Genomic DNA, 20,721 nt, shown 5'->3' with positions numbered 1-20,721 from the left:
TCCTCTAAAACCCGAGTCGTGCAAATTCAGCACGGCTCCAGAATCAAAAAATGTTGGGGATTGAGATGATTTTCAAAATTAAAAAGAAACATGAAGTCGGTTTCAAACTTTGGCTGGAAAAGCTGGGTTACACGAAGAAAGAACTAGCAGATGGTAGCTTTACTTTCTCAGGCAAAGGTACACGCAAATCACTGAGCTATGTGTTTTTAAAGAATGATTTAACAGGTAATGCAGCATGTCAGGTGCTATTTGATGAATATGAAATGCACCTGCGCTGCCCGAATGTTTCGAATGAAACCAGCGAAAACTTAGCAAAGATTGTGGCTAATCAGATTATGAAGGTGGCGTGATGGATAGTACTAATCAAGTGGTTAATCCAGTTCCTTTTGATGACGCTCAGTGGTTCTGGTGCACTGAGTGGTGCAAGAAAAAAGGCTTAAGTCCATACGATGCAAAGAATTGGGCTGATGCGAAATTTGAATATTTAAAACTGCAGGAGAAAAACAATGACTGAAATTCAAGAAAACATTGCTGTATCCGAAGGTCAGGAAGAAAACGTTATTGATAGCTTTATTGCTGATGGTGGTTTTGATCAGGCTTTTAAGGATGTGTTTGGTTTACCGGAATCAGTACAACAAAGTTTAAAAGAGGTAACTTAATGGCTCGTTACAACATCACTGTAGAAGCTGAAAGACCGCCTCAAATCATGCTAGGCCAGAATATTGGTGGCGCAATAGTGAAGGAGCTTAAAGAGGTTGAAGTCGAACTGGTTTCAGCTTCTTATCTGGCTCAAAAATACAATCTGTCAGTGACCACGATTCGAGAAAAATTAGTTTCGATCAATCAAGGCACACAAGGCAAGGCGCTATACAATCCAAAGTTGGCCCACGACCTGCTGACAACCAAAGTTAAAGTAGGCAGACCGAGAGCTAATTAGCTCTCACTGTCGTTAAACATTTCCACTAAATCCTGAGCATCTGGATTGTAATAAGTATTCACCAGCATTGAGATAGTTTTGTGGCCAGTAATTTTGGCTAGCACTTCAACCGGTAATTTTCTCACCTTCACCATTCTTGTGATGGCTTCATGTCGTGAATCATGGAAGTTGATATGTGTAAGCCCTGCTCTTTTCTTTGCTCTCATCCATGTAGCACAACATATCTGTTTATCAATAGGTAGAAGTTTATCTGTTCCTTTAGGTAATAAAGAAAGCAGTCTTTTGGCTTCACCAGATAAAGGCACGTTTCTGGATTCACCATTTTTTGTCATCGGTAAATGCACAAAGCCTTCTTTAATATCCTTCCTACGCATTGCCAGTATTTCACCCTGACGCATAGCAGTTTCCAGAGCAAATCGAAATGCCCATGCTACATAGTGGCGTGACGTTTCTGGTGTTGTAGATCCATCCCAGCTTAACGCCTTTAGCAACAATTCTTGATCTTCTTCTGTAATACGCTGGCTTCTGGATTTTTCCTTGCTCGGCATGGTGACCGCATGCCAGACGTTAGAATCAATCAAAAACAGTTCTTTCATGGCATAGGTAAACACGGCTGAATAAATGGCGTGTTCATTCCTGAGTGTTGCTATCTTCACTTCTTTTTTACGGTTATTTCGCCATTCTGCAATGTCAGCAGGCTTGAAATCATAAATAGACTTATCAGCTAAATTTGGTGCAATCCGGTCAAGGTTTTTAATTTTAAAATTGATAGTCCGTGCAGATCGCATGTGACGACCATGCTCTTGATAGTATCTGGCACAAAGTTCCCTAAATGGATAATTCGGCTTTTCGCCTTGTTCTATTGCCTTTTTACCAGATCGAAGTTCAAGCAATTTATTATAGGCCCACTGTTCACATTCCTTCGCTGTGTCTCGGGTGGCTGAATATCTTTGCTTGTCGAAAGTGACAATGATGCGCCAGCTGGACCCTCGCTGGATGGGTTTGGGTATTTTCATTTTATTGGTGCAGATTTGGTGCAGATTACTTTGCATTTTATCGGTAAAGTAAAAAAATGAAAGGATATAGAAGGGATTTTGTGCAGTTTTGGGTATGGTTTAGTGACGGGATAGGATTAACATACTGTTTTAAATTATTGTTTTTATTGGAATTAAATCTGATTATATTTTATTTTTTGTCTTTTTATCAGAAAAGATCATCTAAAATCATTGTATACTACCTACTTTCTTTGTAGCCAAGATCATCATCCCGCGTTGATCAAGCCTGTAGTGAATTTCGATGAGCACCTTAATTCTTGTTACCTCCGCACCGACTTCTATTTATGCCTGGCATGCGCTTGGACTCGCCCAAGCTTTACAACATAAACAGGAAGCTTTCCGTGTATTTTTCTATCAAGATGGCGTGTCGGTCGCAAATGCATTGCAATGGGTGCCCGACGACCAGCGTCATCTCACACGTTCCTGGCAGGATCTGAATATCCGCTTACCTGTTTGTGTCAGTGCAGCCTTAGCGCGTGGGATTACAGATCAGGAAAATGCTCAACGTCACAATATTCAGCAACATAATCTTGCTGATGGTTTTGAATTGGTCGGTCTAGGCGAGCTTGCTGATGCTGTTCAGTCCTCACAACGTCTAATTCAATTCTAGATGCTTCATTTTTCAGGATGTGTTGCTTTTAAAAGGAATCTTGTGTGAAATCTGTACTTGTTATATTAACTCAAGCCAACCTGAACAGCTTGCAGGTGCATGAAAGTCTGTCTGCCACGATGGTACTGGCGACCTTCGGCGCTGAAGTTAAAGTATTACTCCAAGGCGCAGCCTTGAGTCTTTTACGTTCTGAGCTTCAGTTTGACCAGCTTAAACATGCCTTTAAACTGGCTTCAAATCTGGTGGATAGTTTCGAATTTTATGACCTGACCCCAATTCTGGTTGAGCAGAAAAATCAGGACTCTCCTTTTGTAAAGCAAAGCGAGCAGGAGATTGAGTTGATTGAACTCAATTCAGAATTCGTTCAAAAATTTGATCACGTATTGTATTGGTAAGGACAAAGGATAAATAAATGTCAGATCAAACCCTATACCTGATCCAGCCAGATTATGCAGCGACGGCGTCAGTCCTTGATCAATTAGCACAGCTCCATGCTTCAGATGATCAGGTGCTCCTGATGGGAGAATCTGTGCTGTATCTGGACCATGCTTTCGTACAGCAACTGCCGCAAGTTTATATCCTAAGAAATGATGCAGAAATTCTGATATCACCCTTATCGGGAAATGTTGCTTTACTCGACTACTCCGAATTTGCAGATCTATGTCTGAAATTTAGTCGTTGCATCTCAATGAAATAATCCATGAGTCACATATGAATCTAGAACTGGACCAAGATGGTCATTTAGTAGATTACACCATCTGGAATGAAGACGTTGCCCAAGTACTGGCAGATACACTAGAACTTCAACTTACTCCTTGGCATTTTGAAGTGCTACAGGCAGTCCGTCAATTTTATCAGCAGTTTGGGCATTCTCCTGCAACCCGCCCGCTAATTAAGTTTTTGATGAAGACAGTCAACCCGGAAATTAACAATGCCTTATTACAGGAAAAGTTTAATACAGGTCTGGTGGCACGCCATTTAAGCCGACTGGCTGGTATCCCGAAACCGGCGAACTGCTTATAAGTTTTAATCTAAAAAATGAATGAAGAAGAAGTCCGTTTCTACGGGCTTTTTCTTATTAAGCTTATCTATGATCTGTATTCACAACTAAATAAAGCTTTAAACCGGAAGATTAAAAACTTTTCTGATCCAATGCAATTAAGGCTTGATCAAGCTGTGGAGAGATTTCAGGCAGAACTTTCTGCAAAAATTCTATTTGAGCTCTCGCCTCTTCCGGAGCAACGACCCGGGCATTCACCAGATTCTGCTGTTGTAACAGCAAATGATCTAGCTGGCGATAGTCTGGCTTTTCACCTTGACTTAAGCCATTCATCATTTGGGTAAAATCCAGATAAAGCTGGTCTCTCTGTTGTAATAAGACCTGCTGTTCAGAATCCACTTCCGAGTGTCTAGCCGTTCTTGCCGGTACAGCTGTTTTAGGATTTAAATTCGAAGTAATCAGTGACTTTGCTGGAAAAGTCATCTGATCATCAGGTTTCAGTATATTGAACTCTGCCTTATAGATATCCTTATGAACCTGATAAGCAATCCCAACCAGAATACCGGTCAATAACATTCCCGCCAGCAGATATAAAGTAAGTGTTTTGTTCCTCATATATACCACCTACAATGCTTAAAGCAACGTTCATAACACATTGCTCTTTTTAAGCCATTATTTGCTACGGTGTAGACCAGTCTGCTGGGGCATAACCGATCCGGACACGCTGTGGATGATTGCCTACAGGTACACTGGTCACTTTATTGCCTGTCGCGAAATCAATTACGGTCACCACATCCGTTTCACTTTCTGAAATGATACAGCTACGGCCATCCGGACTTCGGGTAGCCCAGTATGGCTTACCTGCAGGAATCAATTTTCCGGCAGTCAGACTCTGACGGTCGACAATGGTGGCGTAATTATCCATCGTGCCCGCAACACAGAGCTTCTCACCATCAGCACTGATCGATAAACCATGATGGCGGGAATCATTCACCCATTTGGTACGATCTTTGGGAATGCTATCGCTACCTGGCAACTGCCCAATACGGGTCACTTTATTCTGGTTTAAGTCATACTCAATCAAACCATTAAAAAATGATACCTGAGCATAGAGTTTACTTTCATCCTTGCTAAAGACCATCGGCCGCACTGAATTAGATAAATCTTTTCGACCAAACGCATCCAATGCCGGTCTAAAGTCAATTTTCTTAAGCACCTGATGGGTATTGGCATCTGCAATGGTGATATAGCGTTTACCCTTGGTGAAATCCTGCCACTGCGCATCAAGAGAGGTTTCTACATTACCAATGGCCGAGTTCAGAATTTTTCTGCCATTATCAAAGTAGATATTTTCATGCGGTTTATCACCCGTCGCAAATCGACCAAGTTCCTTACCAGTATGAATATCCAGTACATGCACCACATTTCCGGAAGATGCGGAAACCGCGACACGCTGGCCATCTGGTGAAACTGCCATATGATCCGCGCGGAAGCCTTCAACTGGAGTACGCCAGTTAATTTTGCCTGTCTTGATGTTGATAGAGACCACATCGGCAAAACTTGGACGGGATGCGACCACTGACTGTCCATCTGGCGTGGAGTACATATCGTCGACCAGCTGATCATTACCTTCACCCGCAGTAGCTTGAATATAGGTATAGGCAATCAGTTTAATGGGATTGAGGTGAATCTCTTTCAGGCGCTCCTTACGATCAGGAATCATGTTGATCACACCAACCTTGCCAAAGTCACCTGAAGATCGAATCACTGTAACTGTTCCATCCCAGTTATTACCCACAAAGAAAACTTGCTGGGAATTGGACGGTTGAGGCAAGGTAGACGAATCTGCCTGTGCAGTTGAAAAGACTGAGAGCATGGCCATCGCGGACAAGCTCATACAGAACCGTGATAATCGTTTTTTCTGGATTTCCATGCGGTATTCTCCAAATTTTTATTTTATTGTTTTTATCTTTGTTCAATCCACAGTCAGGCCGTGGATCTCAATCATCCACTATACAATGAAGAAAAAACCATGCTGAATTTTCCGACAGAATAGAAAGATAAGAATCCAGAAAAGTTGAAGCGTCCATTGATATGAACGCTTCTCAGTAAGATAGTTTTATTGAAAAATGCTTTGAACTTTAGACATCCAATACATCAACGAATTGAGCATCTAGAACCTTAGCTAGGTCCGCAGGTTTTAAACCAATATCCAGACCGCGTTTACCCCCACTGACATAGATTTTATTCAGCTGTTCTGCAGATGCATCAATGACAGTTTTCAGGCGTTTTTTCTGCCCAACCGGACTAATCCCACCGACAAGATAACCGGTTAGACGTTCTGCCTGTTTGGGATCAGCCATTTGTAGCTTTTTACAACCAAAGGCTGATGCTACTTTTTTCAGGTTTAACTGATGGTTGACTGGAAGAACTGCTACAAAATACTGCTTCTCATCTGTGACCAATAAGGTTTTAAATACTTCTTCTACTGCCAGCCCTAACTTTTCTGCTGCTTCCAAACCAAAGCTTTTGGCATTGGCATCATGTTCATATTCGTGAATGCTATATTCAATTTTTTGAGATTTTAATAATTTGCATGCAGGTGTCATAACAGCTTCGATAGTATTTTGACGGGATCTTCATTATAGCTTATCAAGTCTGCTTGGGTTTTATTCTGTGATTCTGAATAGCTTATATAATCAATATGTGTTCAAAATACAATCAGATACCATTAGCTTTTAATCCAGAATATCTATTCATATTGCACTTTAACTGAACTTAACTATCCCATTTATCATTGTAATTCCGCATACCATCTTGTTCTTAAGCTTAAAAATTCATCATTTAAAAACATAGGCAACATTCAGATGAATAACAACGCCTATACATGAAGTGCCATTTTGCCAATGTTATTGAGCGAACATAAAGAATTACAAATAAAGGTAAGCTTTAGAAAATTGAGCACATTCGTCAATATTAGATGAGGCCAGTAAAAGATTAATGAAGAATCATAAGTTTTTAATTTTACTTTTACGGCCAGTATCATTTAGCCAATGTTCAGTAGCAATGAGCCTATCTCTTTTTGCAGAAAAATAATGTGTGACTTGCTTTACTAGCGACATAAAACCCATTTAATACTAAACTTCACTTCATACCATTTATCAAATAACTTTTTGATTTTTATTCCAAGTTTGATATTTTAGTTTACAGAATAATGAATAGAATAAACATTTGATTCATTCAAAAATCTAATGAAAATCCGGTCTTTTACCGATCACCACAATTTTTGATATGAGCAGAGACTTCGAGTAATAATTTTTATTTTTGACCAGCCATTGCCGAATAAACACTCAATTTAAAAGAATTATGAATAAACATTGAGGTCTAACTTACACAGCATAAATGTAACAATTCAGCCAATTCATCTAAAATATAAAAATGATGTAAAAGACGAAGATTTGGTAGTTTTGAACATTGCTAAATGCTTGCAAAGTTTTCATTATATGGCCACTGCGTGGTACATGCTTTTCTATGTCAATTCAAAGAAATTATAAAAATAATGTAGGAATTCATGCCATAATAGGCGAAGTTTGTAGACATCTTGCAAACCTATCCTGAAACTTTTTAACTGGAGCACCATAGATGACTTCGACCATTTTGGTTATTCATGGACCGAATTTAAATTTGCTAGGAAAGCGCGAACCCGAAGTTTATGGTTATTTAACTCTAGAAGATATTAATCAGCAGCTCACTGCTCAGGCTGAAAAAGCTACTTTACAACTTGACACTTTCCAGAGCAACTGGGAAGGCGCAATTGTTGACCGAATTCATCAAGCCCAACAAGACGGCGTGCAATATATCATTATTAATCCTGCTGCCCTGACACATACCTCAGTTGCAGTTCGTGATGCACTTCTTGGCGTGGCAATCCCGTTTATTGAAGTCCACCTGTCTAACGTCCATGCACGTGAGGCATTCCGACATCATTCATATCTATCCGATAAAGCTATTGGCGTGATCTGTGGTCTAGGTGCAAAAGGCTATGCTGCCGCACTCGACTATGTCATTGAAAAAATACAATCTTCTAAACAATCTTAATTAGGAATACTGTCTCATGGATATCCGTAAAATCAAGAAGCTCATCGATTTGATGATTGAATCTGACTTACAGGCGATTGAAGTTAAGGAAGGTGATCAGTCGATTGCTCTGACTCGTCGTAATCCAGTAGTTGCAGCAGCTGTTCCTGCAATGCCTGCACCTGCAGCTGACGTCCCTGCAGCTAAATCTCCTCGTGGTGCAGTTGAAAAATCTCCAATGGTTGGCGTGTTCTATGCGGCTCCAAGCCCAGGCGAAGCACCTTTTGTAAAAATTGGCCAAACTGTTTCTGCTGGCGAAACACTGGGTATCATTGAAGCAATGAAAATCATGAACCCGATTGAAGCAACTCAAAGCGGCGTGATTGAAGAAATTCTGGTGAAAAATGGTGAAGTGATTCAGTTTGGTCAGCCACTTTTCCGTTACCGCGCCTAATCACTTCGGGGATTCATAATGTTGCAAAAAGTTTTAATTGCAAACCGAGGTGAGATCGCCTTGCGCATCGCCCGAGCTTGCAAAACTTTAGGAATTAAAACAGTCGGTGTCTATTCAGACGCTGACAAAGACCTGATGCACTTACGCTTCTGTGACGAAGCCGTGTGTATTGGTCCTGGCGCAAGTAGCGACAGTTACCTGAATATTCCAGCCCTGATTACAGCTGCTGAAATCACCAGCGCAGATGCCATCCACCCTGGTTATGGCTTCCTGTCTGAAAATGCTGAATTTGCTGAAATCGTAGAAAGCTCTGGTTTTATCTTCATTGGTCCACGTCCAGAACATATTCGCCTGATGGGGAACAAGGTTTCTGCGATTATTGCCATGAAAAAAGCGGGTGTACCAACTGTACCTGGCTGTGATCATGCGGTGACGATTCACAATGCGCTTGCTGAAGCCAAAGAAATTGGTTTCCCGCTCATCGTGAAAGCGGCTTCCGGTGGTGGTGGTCGTGGTATGCGTATCGTAGAACGTGTGGATACCCTGCTTGAATCAGTACAAGCTGCGCAGCGTGATGCTGAAATGTGGTTTGGCGATGACACGGTTTATATGGAACGTTTCCTGCAAAAACCGCGTCACGTCGAAGTACAGGTTCTAGGCGACGGTAATGGTCATGCGATCCACCTGTATGACCGTGACTGTTCTTTACAGCGTCGTCACCAGAAAGTACTTGAAGAAGCGCCAGCGCCTAACCTGCCAGAACAGGCTCGTACTGACATTCTTGAGGCCTGTGTCAATGCTTGTAAATTGATGCAATATCGTGGTGCCGGTACATTTGAGTTCCTGTTTGAAGAAGGCGAATTCTTCTTTATCGAAATGAACACCCGTGTTCAGGTAGAACACCCTGTGACTGAAATGGTCACCGGTATCGACATCATTGAACAGCAGTTACGTATTGCGGCTGGCTTAGGTCTGGATATCCAGCAAGAAGATGTACGTGTTCAAGGTCATGCGATCGAATGCCGTATCAATGCAGAAGATCCATCGAACTTTATGCCATCTCCAGGCAAAATCGAGACTTTCTATGCGCCAGGTGGTGCAGGTATCCGTTTAGACTCTCATATCTATCCAGGTTACAGCATCCCACCGTATTATGATTCAATGATTGCCAAGCTAATTGCCCATGGTAAAGACCGTGAAACTGCAATTGCACGTATGAAACAGGCCTTGGATGAAATGATTCTGACAGGTGTGAAAACCAATATCCCATTACACAAAGATCTGATTCTTCAGGATGAAAATTTCTGTGAACAGGCAATGGATATTCACTATCTGGAAAAACATTTGTTGAAGCAGCTTGAAGGTGCTGAAGACAAAGAAAAAGCTTGATCCAGTAATTGATCTAATAAAAAAACCGCTGAATTCAGCGGTTTTTTATATCTAGCCTTCAATCAAGGCAAAATGCGTCGAAGCACAGCAAAACATTGTTCTGCTTTTTCATTGGCACAGAAATTAATGGTATTTGAGTTCTGCCACTTCACAAAATACTGCGAAATCTCGCCTGACTGATCCACCTGATTACCGGAACAGTCTTTTTCATTATTGTCGTATTTAACCTGCATAATCAGCGCTGGAATCTGTGCAGCAGGATCTTGTGAAGGCTGATAGTCATACAACCCTGTGGTCCATTCTGAACCGCTTTTAATGACTACATTGTTATTACCTTTAAAATTATAGTATTCAACACATTTTTTATTATCTGGAATTTCCATTCCCCATAGCCCAACAATTTCAGGACGGGTATTAATGGTAAAGGTATTCGGAACTTCGATAGGTTTCGCAATACTATTTGCAGTTTGATTATTGTTTTCTGTTGCCATTAGCCAAGATGAGCTCATGAGCAAGACAAGGCTAAGACAGGTTTTTTTCATATTCACAGGCTTCGTTTCAATCCTAATAATTAATTTTAACTTATCATATTTTTCGGGATCATATTCTGCTCTGCATCAGTTTAAATACCGAAATAAAACAAATTTTTATCATTATAGTTTAAAAACATGGATTTCCTTTTTTAATTTTTTTGTATATATTTCGTATACAAACGTATATTGATAACGTAAGTAAAAACAGATTATTCCAAGAATAAAGTTGTACTTTTGGGTAAAAAGCATTTCCCAAACAAAGTGATATTTCACAAATAAAAATTAGATACAGGACTTAGATTTGCGAATACCTCGAATCACAGACCAGAACTTGAATCCTGAAACATATGCCTACTTGGTCATTCTTTTCATTATTTTAGTGACTTGTTTGATTGGCATTATGACTAGAACACAGGATTACTTAGCCATACTCTGGCCTTCCAATGCTGCCTTACTGGCCATGTTTTTACGCTTCCCCCATTTAAACAATATGGGCGGGTGGCTAGGTGCTTTCTGTGCGTTCATGTTTGCTGATCTGGCGACAGGTAATAATCTTTTACAGAGTCTGTTTCTAACGCTTGCTAACCTGATCAGTACGATTGTATCGCTATTTTTTATCCGATATTTCCAGATCAATTATAAGTACTACAATACTGGCTTCACTTTCGTGCATATGTTCGGCATCTGTGCATTCGCAGGATGCCTGGCCAGTGCAGTGTTTGCCGTTGCGACCTTACCCAATCTTCCTCATTCCTTTATGACCAAGGAAAATTTATGGATAGATTTTGGGCTGTGGTGGACAGGCGAAATGGTAAATTACATTATTGTCCTGCCGCTTTTTTTAGCCTTTCCTAGAACCAAAGATCTCAAGTATTTATTTAAAAACCGCAGAAAGAAGCAGAACTCTTTTAGTTATCTGCTGCCAGCAGGTACGGTAATCCTGTGTATTATCCTGAGTAATATTTTTGTCGGTCCAGGTGCCCTGCTTTATCCGTTGGCAGCTTTAATCTGGGCAGCACTGACCTATCGCATCTTCACAATTGCAATTATTAATGCCTTTGTAATCATTTTGATGTATTACAGCCTGACCCAGTTCTATGCCACTACACATGATACGTTGGCAGACTCGACCATTTATATCTCGTTAAGGATCGGACTATTTATGCTGGCATTATCACCGCTGATCCTGTGTATCATCAGTCAGAACCGCAATGATCTGTTTAAACGGGTATTGTATTTGGCCAATCATGACAGTCTGACGCGTACCATGAACCGGCATTTTTTCTTTCAGAAAGGTGAATATTTACTGCAACATTCCAAGAGTGTGCAGTTTTCCCTGATTATGCTGGATATTGATCATTTCAAACGTTTAAACGATCATTTTGGCCATCATGTGGGCGATAAAGTACTGCAACACTTTGCTGAAATCATCCGTTCCAATTTACGTTCTCAGGATCTGTTTGCGCGTATTGGTGGTGAGGAATTTGTGATTTTGCTTTGGGATACCAAACCATCTAAGGCCCAGTTTATTGCCGAGCGTATTCGTGAACTGGTAGCTAAAACGCCAATGTATCAACCTGATGGATCACCGTTATCGATTACTGTGAGTCTCGGGATTACGCATCAACATGCCCCGCTTTCTCAGGATTTACAGCAACTGATCAATACCGCGGATCAGGCCTTATATCAAGCCAAACACTTGGGACGTAATCAGGTGGTGCTTGCATCCTGAACTGAAACCTTCTACAACCTTATAACAATATCAACGCTAGGGAATGCAGATGAAATTTGAAGAATACTTACAATACGATGGATTAGGACTGGCTGAACTGGTTAAAAATAAACAGGTGCATTCAAGTGAACTTTTATCAGTTGCCTTAGAACGCAGTGCAAATATTAATCCTGAAATCAATGCCATTATTATTCCCATGCATGAGCATGCCTTGCAGCGTACCCAGCAAGATCTGTCTGGTCCCTTTGCCGGTGTTCCATTTCTGGTCAAAGACCTGTTTCAGGAATATGCAGGTTATCCGACGTCTTATGGATGTCAGGGTTTAAAGCGTATCGGGTATATCGCTGAAACCAATGCCGAGATTGTTAATCGTTGGGAACAGGCAGGTATTGTGACCTTTGGCCGTACCAACACCCCTGAATTCGGAATTAAAGGCATTACCGAGCCAGATGCCTGGGGAAGCTGTAAAAATCCATGGAATTTAAGGCATAACAGCGGTGGCTCGTCAGGCGGTTCTGCTTCTGCTGTGGCAGCCGGCATTGTACCAATTGCCGGTGCAGGTGATGGTGGTGGCTCAATTCGTATTCCGGCTTCCTACTGTGGTCTGTTTGGTTTAAAACCAAGCCGTGGACGTACGCCGTGGGGACCGCAAATGAGTGAGGCAATGCACGGTGCTGCCATTCAACATGTACTCACCAAAACTGTTCGGGATAGTGCGGCAATGCTGGATGCCACCCATGGTGAAGATCGCAGTTCACTGTTTACGATTCAACGTCCGCATACACATTATCTGGAAGTGATTCAGCAACCACCAAAAAAATTAAAAATCGCATTTAATACCCGTTCCAGCATCGATACACCTGTTTCTCAAGATGCTATTAAAGCGGTAGAACAAACTGCCCGATTACTGGAATCTTTAGGTCATGAAGTCGTTGAGGATCAACCGCAGATTGATGGCATGCAACTGGCTAAAGATTTTATTACGACGTGGTTTAGCCAGTTTTCTTATATGCTGGACGAAATCCAGAAAGGCTATCCATCCAGATCAGGCGATTTTGAGCTGGATTCTCTGGCGCTAGCTGCTTTTGGTGCCAAAACGACGGCAATTGAATATATCCAAAATCTGACCAACTGGGGACAATATGTGACCCAGATGAATCATTTCTTTGATGATTATGATCTCTACCTGACACCAGCCACGGCCACTGTTGCACCCAAAAATGGCGAAGTCAAGACACCAAACTGGCAGAAGCCGATTCTTAAAGCTTTATTAAAAATGAATAAGGCACATTTATTGGCACAAGGTAAGCTGGTCGACCAGATTGTGAAAGAAAACCTAAAATGGGTGCCATTCACCCAGTTAGCCAATATTACCGGCCTTCCTGCAATGTCTGTACCGCTATACTGGAATGAAGATAACCTGCCTTTGGGCTCACAGTTTATTGCACCATTTGCCCGTGAAGATTTGCTGTTACAACTGGCCACTCAATTAGAACAGGCTCAGCCCTGGTTTAATCAATATTCCAAAATCCGCATTTAATCATTCAATCGTATCTTAAACCTGCTTTTGCAATTCGACTTTGCTGGGTAAGCCAAATACCAACAATAGGCCAAGCAAGGTCGACAGCGCAGCAGCAATAAAGATTGATGTTCCACCGACCTGATCCCAATAACGACCGGCTAGAATGCTGCCACTTGCCACGCCTAAGCCCCACATGGTGCTATAGAGTGCCTGTCCACGGCCTTGTTGTCCAGCCGAGAAGTTCTGGAAAATAACCCGCATGGCAATCATATGGAATAAGCCAAAACTCAAAGCATGAATGGTCTGGGCAAGAAACTGTGCCAGAAATGACGATGGAAATAGGCCGACAGTCAGCCATCTTAAACCAGTCATTAACAGGCATAGCATCACCAGATGCCGCCATGACCAGCGTGTCAGAAAAAATGTGGCATAGGCGAACATAATGATTTCAGCAATAACCCCAACCGACCAAAACAATCCGATCTGACTGGTACTGAATCCATTCTGGCTGAGATAGTTACTATAAAAACTATAAAACGGCGCATGTGAAAACAGCATGATCAGTTCAATCAGGAAAAAACTGTATACCACTGGCCGCTTGAAGATCGGCCATAAGGCTTCGAGTTTTTTCTGAGCTGTGGGTGCTGCTGAGGGTTCTTTGATGGTAAATGACCAGAGGAAAGCTAGAAATGAAATACAGAGCAATAAGACTGGTAGCATACTGATGCTGACAATCTCAAAAATTGCTCCTAAACCAAATACACCAATAATAAATCCAATAGATCCCCACTTACGGACTTTACCATAGAGCTCTGCCCTTTTTTCACCTAACCAGAATAAAGTCACACCTTCAAACTGAGCCAAAATTGCATTTTGAAAGAAACTGAAAATCAGCATGAGCAAAGCGACTGACTGGAAGCTATTTGGAATGATAAATATCATGAACCAGATACAAGCTTCCATCCAGGTAGCTATACGCACCAGCAACATGCGTTTCCCGGATTTGTCTGCAATCCACCCCCAAATAAATGGCGCAAAAAATCGGGTGACAATCGCAATCGAAGATAAAACCCCAATTTCTTGATAATTAAAGCCTTGATCCTCTAGATACAGACTCCAGAAAGGCATGAATGCGCCCACAATCGCATAATAAAAAAAGTAGAAAAAACTGAGTCTGTAATGAATAGCTAGAGATTGCATCAAACTAGATACTCTTTCATTTCTGATAACTTAAAATAAATATAAGTTGCGCTGAGTTGCATTGAATGGGTCTCGGTTGAGTCTAGTTAATCTATAAGCTAATCATCTATAGATTCTTCAAAGCTCTTTAACTAATTTTAGAAAAGTTAGATTTTAACTTAATACATTAGCTAAATTCTTAATTTATTCTTTTAGTTCAATCATGAGCTTATCAATCGTAATCATTTGATGGTTCTAAGAATTAAAATGACTGAGGTTATGATACTTAGACAGCTCAGCACTGCAAAAATCTAAGTTTTACTTGGACTTTATCTGAAATAGATATTACTGATAAGAAAACCCCTTTTCGAAACCTAGAATAAGAAAGATTCTCATTCTTAAATTTAAATTTTCAATAAAAATGTATCAATACTGTAGTATTTACGTTAATTTTTAATTAATTTTTATGTTAATTTGATCACTCTTTAATATAGAAGAATCTACTATTCATGAAAACTTATATACTTTATGCATTATTTGGCATTTTTATTTGTATGCTTGTGGCTTTTTTAGCAGTAGCACTAATTTCACACGATATATTTTTCTTAGTAGTTGTAGGTTTACTCGCCATATCAGCATTCCTAGTGTATTTAGAAATCATAGATAAAAAGTACGATCCCTTTAATTTTAAGTAAAAGCTAAGCAATCTATTAAGATTCAAACTCCATTATATAATGGAGTTTTTTTATTTAATTTTTTCAAACGATCCCGGCATTCTCTATTACCGTCGTCACTCTCAGTCGCACCATGTAGGCAGAATAAGCAGAAGAGTAATCGGAGCATACTTTTTTCCAGTCAAAAAATAACCCGCTCAACCTGGGAAAGTTAAGCGGGTAGGCTTTAACACGTCGTTATAGTTTTTAGCTAGTTCATCATTATTCATGGAGCACCTTTAAAGTAGCACTTATATGATGCAGCAATAGTATAAGAAGCATTACTGAATCGTGGGTGCTGGTTGGCCTTGGGTTGAATTTGGTGATTTGTTAGACAGGAATTACACTACTTAATTATTTTTGTGTTCTAGTCGCTGTATAAAGTTTATCAAGCAACAAAAAAGCTCTTATTTCTATGGGCTTTAAAAACTCGCAAAGAAATCGAATAAATATTTAATGAATGTGAACCTGTCATTAATATCGGGTACGTCAAATACCCATAAAGTTTTAGTTTGTGATCTATATTTAAATCTTACTGCCGACACTTTAGTTGTCATTGACTCATCTTCACCGAGATGTTCAGGAATTAATTTAAGATTTTCTGATAGAAATCGTGATTTATTTATTAGATCTCTTGCGAAAGTCGTTATTGCAAGTTCATCCGGTTTACCAGTGCAGCGATTAAGTTAATGCGTAAACCGAATCTTTTCCGTCTATTTCGATAGCGTTCACTTAGTATTCTAAATCTTTTCAATTGACTGTTAATGTGTTCGATTACAACTCGTATTTTTCCAATCATTTTATTGTAATTTGTCTCAGCATCAAATAAGGGTAAATTCTTCTTTTTCTTTATTGGCATCAATAATTTAAAGCCATCTTGCTCTAACCCATAGTACCCTAAATCGGTCATAACATAGTCACAATGTTTGAATTTCTTAACTGTTTTTCTTGCCAATTTAATATCATGCTGACTGCCAGACGATATATCTACTCCTATGATTTGTTTGCTCTTCGGATGATAGATCACTTGGGCTTTTAACGTATGTTTCTTCTTTTTACCACTGTAGAACTTACTCTGATTTTTTTTTCGGGCGTTCTATTAAACATTCTGTCGCATCAATAATTACCCAGTTAAATTGTTCGCCTGCTGTGGTAATGCTTCGTTTTGGCAGGGTAAAACGTCTTGATTTCATTAATGCATCTTCAACCTTTTTAATAGTTCGATTCACATTACTTTCAGCGATATGGTAATTTGCCGCCAATTCCAATTGGGTGTTGTAGCTCCGTAAGTAATTGAGTGTTAATAATAATTGATCCTCTATAGCTAAAGTATGAGGACGCCCTAATTTCTTTTTAAGTGATTCTGCTTCTTTTAAAACTTCGACCATTTCACTAAAAACTGCTCGAGGTACACCAACCAAGCGCTGGAATTCAGAATCTGAAAAACGATTTAATTTCTGATATTTCATGAAATCTATATTGAGGCAGTTTTTACTTTCGCAAGAGGTCTATTGTTCTAGATTTTGTTGGAACAAAATTCTTTATAGTTTCGTCGTATACCTCATTGAGAAAACTTAGCTCTATTGCTTTATATTTATTCATAAGATGCATCAATTTATTTAAAAGGCTGTGAAGATTCTTTATAACATTTCATTTAATTGAATAAATATTATTTTTAAGAAATAAAAATGTATATACCTGTAAAAAAAACCACTTATGATGGGCTTTCGTTTTATCTTTTAAACTTATCTATTCAGAAGCTTTAAGCTCATCAGACAATTTTTCTAAACTCTTTGCTCTTTCTTGTTCGCTAGAAAGATTATATAAATGGAAACACAGAAAGAATATAAATGCCAAAAATACTCCGCCTAAAATTACAACTCTTTTGTTTTTCAAAAGATTCAACTTAATTTAAGCATGAGCCTTAGTATGAACCCTTTTGTTTAATAAACCAACAAAAAAGCCCATCTTTCGATGAGCTTCTTCATAGTAACACTTCAAACGACGGGAGTGTCACAAGATGAACTTGCTGGACTGATCCGTATAGGCAGTTACCGCCAGAACCCTAATCTATCATACCTATTGATGTAAAAATAGCCTCTTCACAGAACTAGGTGCTACCCTCTTCTTTAATTATAGGTTAATGAAAATATCACTTAGCTATTCTAGTCAAAAAAAACCCACATCATTGGGGACGATGTGGGCAGAACTCTAAATTCAAAACGTGGAGATTTTTGAACATATGGTAAAATATAATGAAAATATTGTATGCAGTCAATCACACTTTGATATTAAGTCGATGATTAACAATCATATTGACCGATAAAATAGAAATAAGTCACTTATTCAAATTTCTAGTTAATCTCAGTCTCTTTGGCCAGATCTATTACTTAGCTAAGCTATTCAAGCCAGATACCTAGTAAGAAATTAAGCCAAACTTTTCTTTAGCCAATAAAAAAGCCCACATTGCTGTGGGCTCTTCCCCTTTATCATTTTGCGCTGATTCAGGATTGTTGACGAAATGTACAACGGTCAAACAATAGCCAATTCATGACAAATATAAATATATATAGAAATTAAATATCTATCCATATATAAAAAGTCTAAATTGTGATCTTTGGAGTCAATAATTTCTAGTATGAACTTGATAAAGCTTTATTTTAGGTAACAAAAAAGCCCATCTTTCGATGAACTTCTGCAAAATAGCACCCAGCAATGAGTGTATTATCAGATCATCTGATCAATCTAATCCACATGACTGGTTGCCCGTATAAGTCTTCCTTATTACACTGATTAATCCAAAGACTTTTCAACACAATTATTTTTCTAAATTGTTGATTCCATCTCGGTGCATAATATTGATGACTATCATCCTGCTATTCACCTTGATCTCTAGTCCAAATCTTTAAGCTTTTAAACGAAATGAGTGATCTAAAAGTCAGCAAGACTTTCCTTCATCATGGAAAATAATAATACTGCGCAAACAGCAAACAAGAGCCCTATCAAAGCAAATAAAGGATCCTGATAAATAAGACCTAAAACCATGAGAGAAACAGCAAGGATGACAAGGAAAATAATGCCGCATATTTTAAAGAGATACATATCCAGAACCTAAAGCAAAAACTATACTTTCAAGAAGCAATATTTGTTCCTTTTTTAAATAATTTTTATATTTATTATCTATATAAATTGATCAACATTCTATCTATTAGTACGAAGCTAGAATATGAAATACGGATTTATTCAGTAACCATATTTCGAACAAAATTCAGAAATCGAGACATTAAAAAGCCACTCTAAAGAGTGGCTCAATGATCAAATTTTTTTATTGATATTCAATTATAACGGTCACTATTTTCAAATAAGAATTTTAATAAATATTCTTTCTTTACCCAAAATAATCTCGACATGCATTCCTCCATGAAAGGTCAAAATATTCCTGATCTACCTGCCGTCTTTCAATCAGCACAATATTTTTATTCACTACAATAAACCTCCGATGCTTCATTTCATTCGTAGATTTATCTCTGAAACTAACCTCACCACATCCTCCCTCTTGTTGATGAAATTGAACCAGGTCTGAATTCGGTAAAGCATTCCTTACCATCTCCCTAAATTTTTTTAAATCCTCATCCTGTAGGATCTTAGAGTCAGCTTCTTGCTGTGTATTTGGTTGACTACACCCCAGAAGTATTAAAGCTACAAGAGGCAAGATAATTAGTTTTTTCATAAGCTGTCCTCCTGAGAAAGAGGATCACATTATTTTTAAAGTATGGCTATTATTAAAATGAATAGTTTTGTAAACCATTCAACTTTATCAATAAATTTAATCAGGAAAATTTAGAACAGATGAAAAGGTATAATAGCTAAAAAGAGCTTGCTGTTTCTCTGAAAATATCAAAGTTCTGAATATTATATAACCCGAATCATGGATAAGAAATTCAGTTGAAAAAAAAGATGGCTAAGTTGATAAGTGAGTTACCACACAAACTATTTAACCAGCCATCCTATGTTCGAGTTTACAACTTTATTCTGTACGATTGACGATTTTTTTCAGAAAAATGAAGCCATCTATTGGCAATATTTAAAACAAGAAAATCCGAAGGTCAGGCAGAGATCAGGGGTTCTTTGTTTATCTGAAATCATTTTTATCGCGGTCTGGTATAAGAACTCTCAACTTCATCATTTCAAAGCCTTTTATGGCATGATACAGCGCTTTTATTATAAGCTTTTCAAGGCCCTCCCATCCTATCAGCGGATGGTTCATTTAATCAATCAACATCAACTCGCACTTCAAGCATTGCATATTTCTCTAACTTCTAGCGCTCAAACAGCTTGTGCCTGGGTTGATTCTACAACTTTACCCGTATGTAAGAATCAGCGTATCCAACGTCATAAATCTTTAAAAAAGATTGCCACACGAGCTAAAAGCTCAATGGGGTGGTTCTATGGATGTAAATTACATGTATTAGTAGATGCTCAGGGTCAATTTATTCAGACCCAACTGTCAAATGGCCATACTTCAGATATAAAAATTCTGCCGAAGCTAGCTCAAGGCTACATCGGTAAAATCTTTGGTGATCGTGGCTACATCAGTGAAACTTTAAAAGAAAAATTGGTAAAGCAGGATATTGAATTAATTACCTATCATCGCAAGAATATGCGACCAGTGAAGCTATCATCAGAAGATGAAATGATGCTAAGACAACGCAATAAAATAGAGACCATCTTTAGCTTACTGAAGCAACAATATAACTTGGTAAGCAGTCGCCATCGTTCCATTTCAGGTTATTTGGCTGGGATTTATGCATCCTTGTGTGCTTATCAAATCTGTCATCACAATAAGCCTCAATTTACAACGATGTAAAACTAGGCTTATCCATGATTGGGGTTTATATAAGACTTGTCAGAGATGACTCTACTGAAAGAATGGGAGACCTCACAACCTTTTCTTGCTAGTTGTGAGGCCCTTTAAAGGCATTATTCAACAGGGTTTGCTGCTTGACTGTCTACCTGTTCATTCTGAGGAGTAGGATTGTTTGAACCGTCCTTTTTGTATTTCATTTTCTTATAACAATAACCTGCAAGTACACCTGCACCAATTAACGTTAACAACTTCATCTTTCACCTCATGCTCATAAATGCAAGCCTATATAACTAACATCTATATTTGTAGCTTTCCAAAGCCATTTAGAGTGTTTTTTTAAATAAAAAGTTAAATTATGTATATCTGTATAGATTAGACCTCTTTCATAAATCATTTTTTGCTCAGTTCCAAGTTGTAGATTCCAGCGATTAAATTGAATCTCAAACCAAGCCTTTTACCTCTATTTCGATAACGCTCAGCAAGAATTTTGAAGGTTTTCAGGCTGCCAAATACATGCTCAATTCCGATTCTTCTTTTATTGATTTCTTGATTATAGATTTTCAATTCAGGATCCAATTTACAGTGTCTTTTGGCTTTTAATGGCAACAGGCTATTCGGATACAACACATAAATCCCCTGATAGCCTTTATCTG

At 39.0% G+C, this 20,721-nt stretch carries 24 protein-coding genes; 14 read left to right on the top strand and 10 right to left on the bottom strand.

The window, feature by feature from the left end; translation table 11 throughout:
* Window positions 1–65: 65 nt before the first annotated feature.
* From FTV14_RS07085 to FTV14_RS07070, 4 genes are read left to right on the top strand one after another with little or no spacing between them, the layout of a single operon-like run.
* Window positions 66–350, top strand: a complete 285-nt coding sequence (locus FTV14_RS07085; RefSeq protein WP_257219765.1) for a hypothetical protein — start codon at window positions 66–68, stop codon at window positions 348–350.
* Window positions 350–514 (top strand): hypothetical protein, encoded by a 165-nt coding sequence (locus FTV14_RS07080; protein ID WP_180053632.1) that lies wholly within the window; start codon window positions 350–352, stop codon window positions 512–514. Before FTV14_RS07085 ends, FTV14_RS07080 begins: the two co-directional genes overlap by 1 nt.
* Window positions 507–659: a hypothetical protein gene (locus FTV14_RS07075; protein ID WP_180053631.1), complete on the top strand. Its 153-nt coding sequence runs from the start codon at window positions 507–509 to the stop codon at window positions 657–659. The genes FTV14_RS07080 and FTV14_RS07075 overlap by 8 nt, the downstream gene beginning before the upstream one ends.
* The gene (locus FTV14_RS07070) at window positions 659–937 is read left to right on the top strand and encodes a DNA-binding protein (protein ID WP_180053630.1); all 279 of its coding nucleotides are present in this window, start codon (window positions 659–661) and stop codon (window positions 935–937) included. Before FTV14_RS07075 ends, FTV14_RS07070 begins: the two co-directional genes overlap by 1 nt.
* Here FTV14_RS07070 and FTV14_RS07065 read toward each other — a convergent pair.
* A complete protein-coding gene (locus tag FTV14_RS07065) occupies window positions 934–1,953 on the bottom strand; it encodes a site-specific integrase (protein WP_034171182.1) in 1,020 nt (339 codons plus the stop codon). The genes FTV14_RS07070 and FTV14_RS07065 overlap by 4 nt on opposite strands.
* Window positions 1,954–2,233: 280 nt before the next feature.
* On the opposite strand from FTV14_RS07065, the gene tusD reads away from it, so the two are divergent.
* From tusD to FTV14_RS07045, 4 genes are read left to right on the top strand one after another with little or no spacing between them, the layout of a single operon-like run.
* The gene (tusD, locus tag FTV14_RS07060) at window positions 2,234–2,602 is read left to right on the top strand and encodes a sulfurtransferase complex subunit TusD (RefSeq protein WP_004785936.1); all 369 of its coding nucleotides are present in this window, start codon (window positions 2,234–2,236) and stop codon (window positions 2,600–2,602) included.
* A 44-nt stretch (window positions 2,603–2,646) separates the two neighbouring features.
* Window positions 2,647–2,997: a hypothetical protein gene (locus FTV14_RS07055; RefSeq protein WP_005235449.1), complete on the top strand. Its 351-nt coding sequence runs from the start codon at window positions 2,647–2,649 to the stop codon at window positions 2,995–2,997.
* A 17-nt stretch (window positions 2,998–3,014) separates the two neighbouring features.
* Window positions 3,015–3,299, top strand: a complete 285-nt coding sequence (locus FTV14_RS07050) for a DsrH/TusB family sulfur metabolism protein (RefSeq protein WP_180053629.1) — start codon at window positions 3,015–3,017, stop codon at window positions 3,297–3,299.
* 14 nt (window positions 3,300–3,313) lie between these two features.
* Entirely contained in the window at window positions 3,314–3,625 is a 312-nt protein-coding gene (locus tag FTV14_RS07045; RefSeq protein WP_034705617.1) for a TusE/DsrC/DsvC family sulfur relay protein, read from the top strand.
* Between the two features lie 109 nt (window positions 3,626–3,734).
* Here FTV14_RS07045 and FTV14_RS07040 read toward each other — a convergent pair whose 3' ends face one another.
* The 3 genes from FTV14_RS07040 to ybaK form a co-directional block, all read right to left on the bottom strand.
* Window positions 3,735–4,217 (bottom strand): hypothetical protein, encoded by a 483-nt coding sequence (locus tag FTV14_RS07040; protein ID WP_180053628.1) that lies wholly within the window; start codon window positions 4,215–4,217, stop codon window positions 3,735–3,737.
* Window positions 4,218–4,281: 64 nt separating this feature from the next.
* On the bottom strand, window positions 4,282–5,535 hold the full coding sequence (locus tag FTV14_RS07035; protein ID WP_180053627.1) for a YncE family protein: 1,254 nt from the start codon (window positions 5,533–5,535) through the stop codon (window positions 4,282–4,284).
* Between the two features lie 208 nt (window positions 5,536–5,743).
* Window positions 5,744–6,211 (bottom strand): Cys-tRNA(Pro) deacylase, encoded by a 468-nt coding sequence (ybaK, locus tag FTV14_RS07030; RefSeq protein ID WP_159122961.1) that lies wholly within the window; start codon window positions 6,209–6,211, stop codon window positions 5,744–5,746.
* A gap of 1,033 nt (window positions 6,212–7,244) precedes the next feature.
* Here ybaK and aroQ point away from each other — a divergent pair.
* The 3 genes from aroQ to accC are packed head-to-tail and all read left to right on the top strand — an operon-like array spanning window position 7,245 to window position 9,522.
* Window positions 7,245–7,700 (top strand): type II 3-dehydroquinate dehydratase, encoded by a 456-nt coding sequence (gene aroQ, locus FTV14_RS07025; RefSeq protein WP_004785950.1) that lies wholly within the window; start codon window positions 7,245–7,247, stop codon window positions 7,698–7,700.
* Between the two features lie 16 nt (window positions 7,701–7,716).
* Complete coding sequence (gene accB, locus FTV14_RS07020; protein WP_004785952.1) at window positions 7,717–8,133, top strand: acetyl-CoA carboxylase biotin carboxyl carrier protein; 417 nt, start codon at window positions 7,717–7,719, stop codon at window positions 8,131–8,133.
* A gap of 18 nt (window positions 8,134–8,151) precedes the next feature.
* A complete protein-coding gene (gene accC, locus FTV14_RS07015; RefSeq protein WP_180053626.1) occupies window positions 8,152–9,522 on the top strand; it encodes an acetyl-CoA carboxylase biotin carboxylase subunit in 1,371 nt (456 codons plus the stop codon).
* Between the two features lie 62 nt (window positions 9,523–9,584).
* Here accC and FTV14_RS07010 read toward each other — a convergent pair whose 3' ends face one another.
* Window positions 9,585–10,031 carry a hypothetical protein gene (locus FTV14_RS07010; protein WP_034171190.1) on the bottom strand — a complete coding sequence of 149 codons (447 nt, stop codon included), beginning with the start codon at window positions 10,029–10,031 and terminating at the stop codon, window positions 9,585–9,587.
* Window positions 10,032–10,356: 325 nt separating this feature from the next.
* On the opposite strand from FTV14_RS07010, the gene FTV14_RS07005 reads away from it, so the two are divergent.
* Window positions 10,357–11,787: a diguanylate cyclase gene (locus FTV14_RS07005; protein ID WP_180053625.1), complete on the top strand. Its 1,431-nt coding sequence runs from the start codon at window positions 10,357–10,359 to the stop codon at window positions 11,785–11,787.
* 49 nt (window positions 11,788–11,836) lie between these two features.
* Window positions 11,837–13,327, top strand: coding sequence for an amidase (locus FTV14_RS07000; RefSeq protein ID WP_180053624.1), 1,491 nt, complete (start codon window positions 11,837–11,839; stop codon window positions 13,325–13,327).
* A 15-nt stretch (window positions 13,328–13,342) separates the two neighbouring features.
* Here FTV14_RS07000 and FTV14_RS06995 read toward each other — a convergent pair whose 3' ends face one another.
* From FTV14_RS06995 to FTV14_RS06985, 3 genes are all read right to left on the bottom strand, one after another.
* A complete protein-coding gene (locus FTV14_RS06995) occupies window positions 13,343–14,509 on the bottom strand; it encodes an MFS transporter (protein ID WP_180053623.1) in 1,167 nt (388 codons plus the stop codon).
* 1,338 nt (window positions 14,510–15,847) lie between these two features.
* A protein-coding gene (locus FTV14_RS06990; protein WP_180053622.1) for an IS5 family transposase occupies window positions 15,848–16,670 on the bottom strand; the annotation gives its coding sequence in 2 pieces (ribosomal slippage) (window positions 15,848–16,288 and window positions 16,290–16,670; 822 coding nt in all).
* Window positions 16,671–18,589: 1,919 nt separating this feature from the next.
* On the bottom strand, window positions 18,590–18,931 hold the full coding sequence (locus tag FTV14_RS06985) for a hypothetical protein (protein ID WP_180053621.1): 342 nt from the start codon (window positions 18,929–18,931) through the stop codon (window positions 18,590–18,592).
* 279 nt (window positions 18,932–19,210) lie between these two features.
* Here FTV14_RS06985 and FTV14_RS06980 point away from each other — a divergent pair, with 279 nt between their 5' ends.
* Window positions 19,211–20,068, top strand: coding sequence for an IS982 family transposase (locus tag FTV14_RS06980; RefSeq protein ID WP_179992473.1), 858 nt, complete (start codon window positions 19,211–19,213; stop codon window positions 20,066–20,068).
* 113 nt (window positions 20,069–20,181) lie between these two features.
* Here the strand turns inward: FTV14_RS06980 and FTV14_RS06975 are convergent, their stop codons facing one another.
* Both FTV14_RS06975 and FTV14_RS06970 read right to left on the bottom strand, forming a co-directional pair.
* Entirely contained in the window at window positions 20,182–20,322 is a 141-nt protein-coding gene (locus tag FTV14_RS06975; protein WP_179992472.1) for a hypothetical protein, read from the bottom strand.
* Between the two features lie 136 nt (window positions 20,323–20,458).
* Window positions 20,459–20,721: transposase family protein (locus FTV14_RS06970; RefSeq protein ID WP_180053619.1), on the bottom strand; the 263-nt coding region annotated here is incomplete at its 5' end.

It is taken from the genome of Acinetobacter sp. YH12236 (assembly GCF_013417645.1).
GTDB lineage: Bacteria > Pseudomonadota > Gammaproteobacteria > Pseudomonadales > Moraxellaceae > Acinetobacter.
The sequence above is the reverse complement of the archived record's forward strand: the minus strand, read 5'-3'. Positions and strand labels throughout refer to the sequence as shown.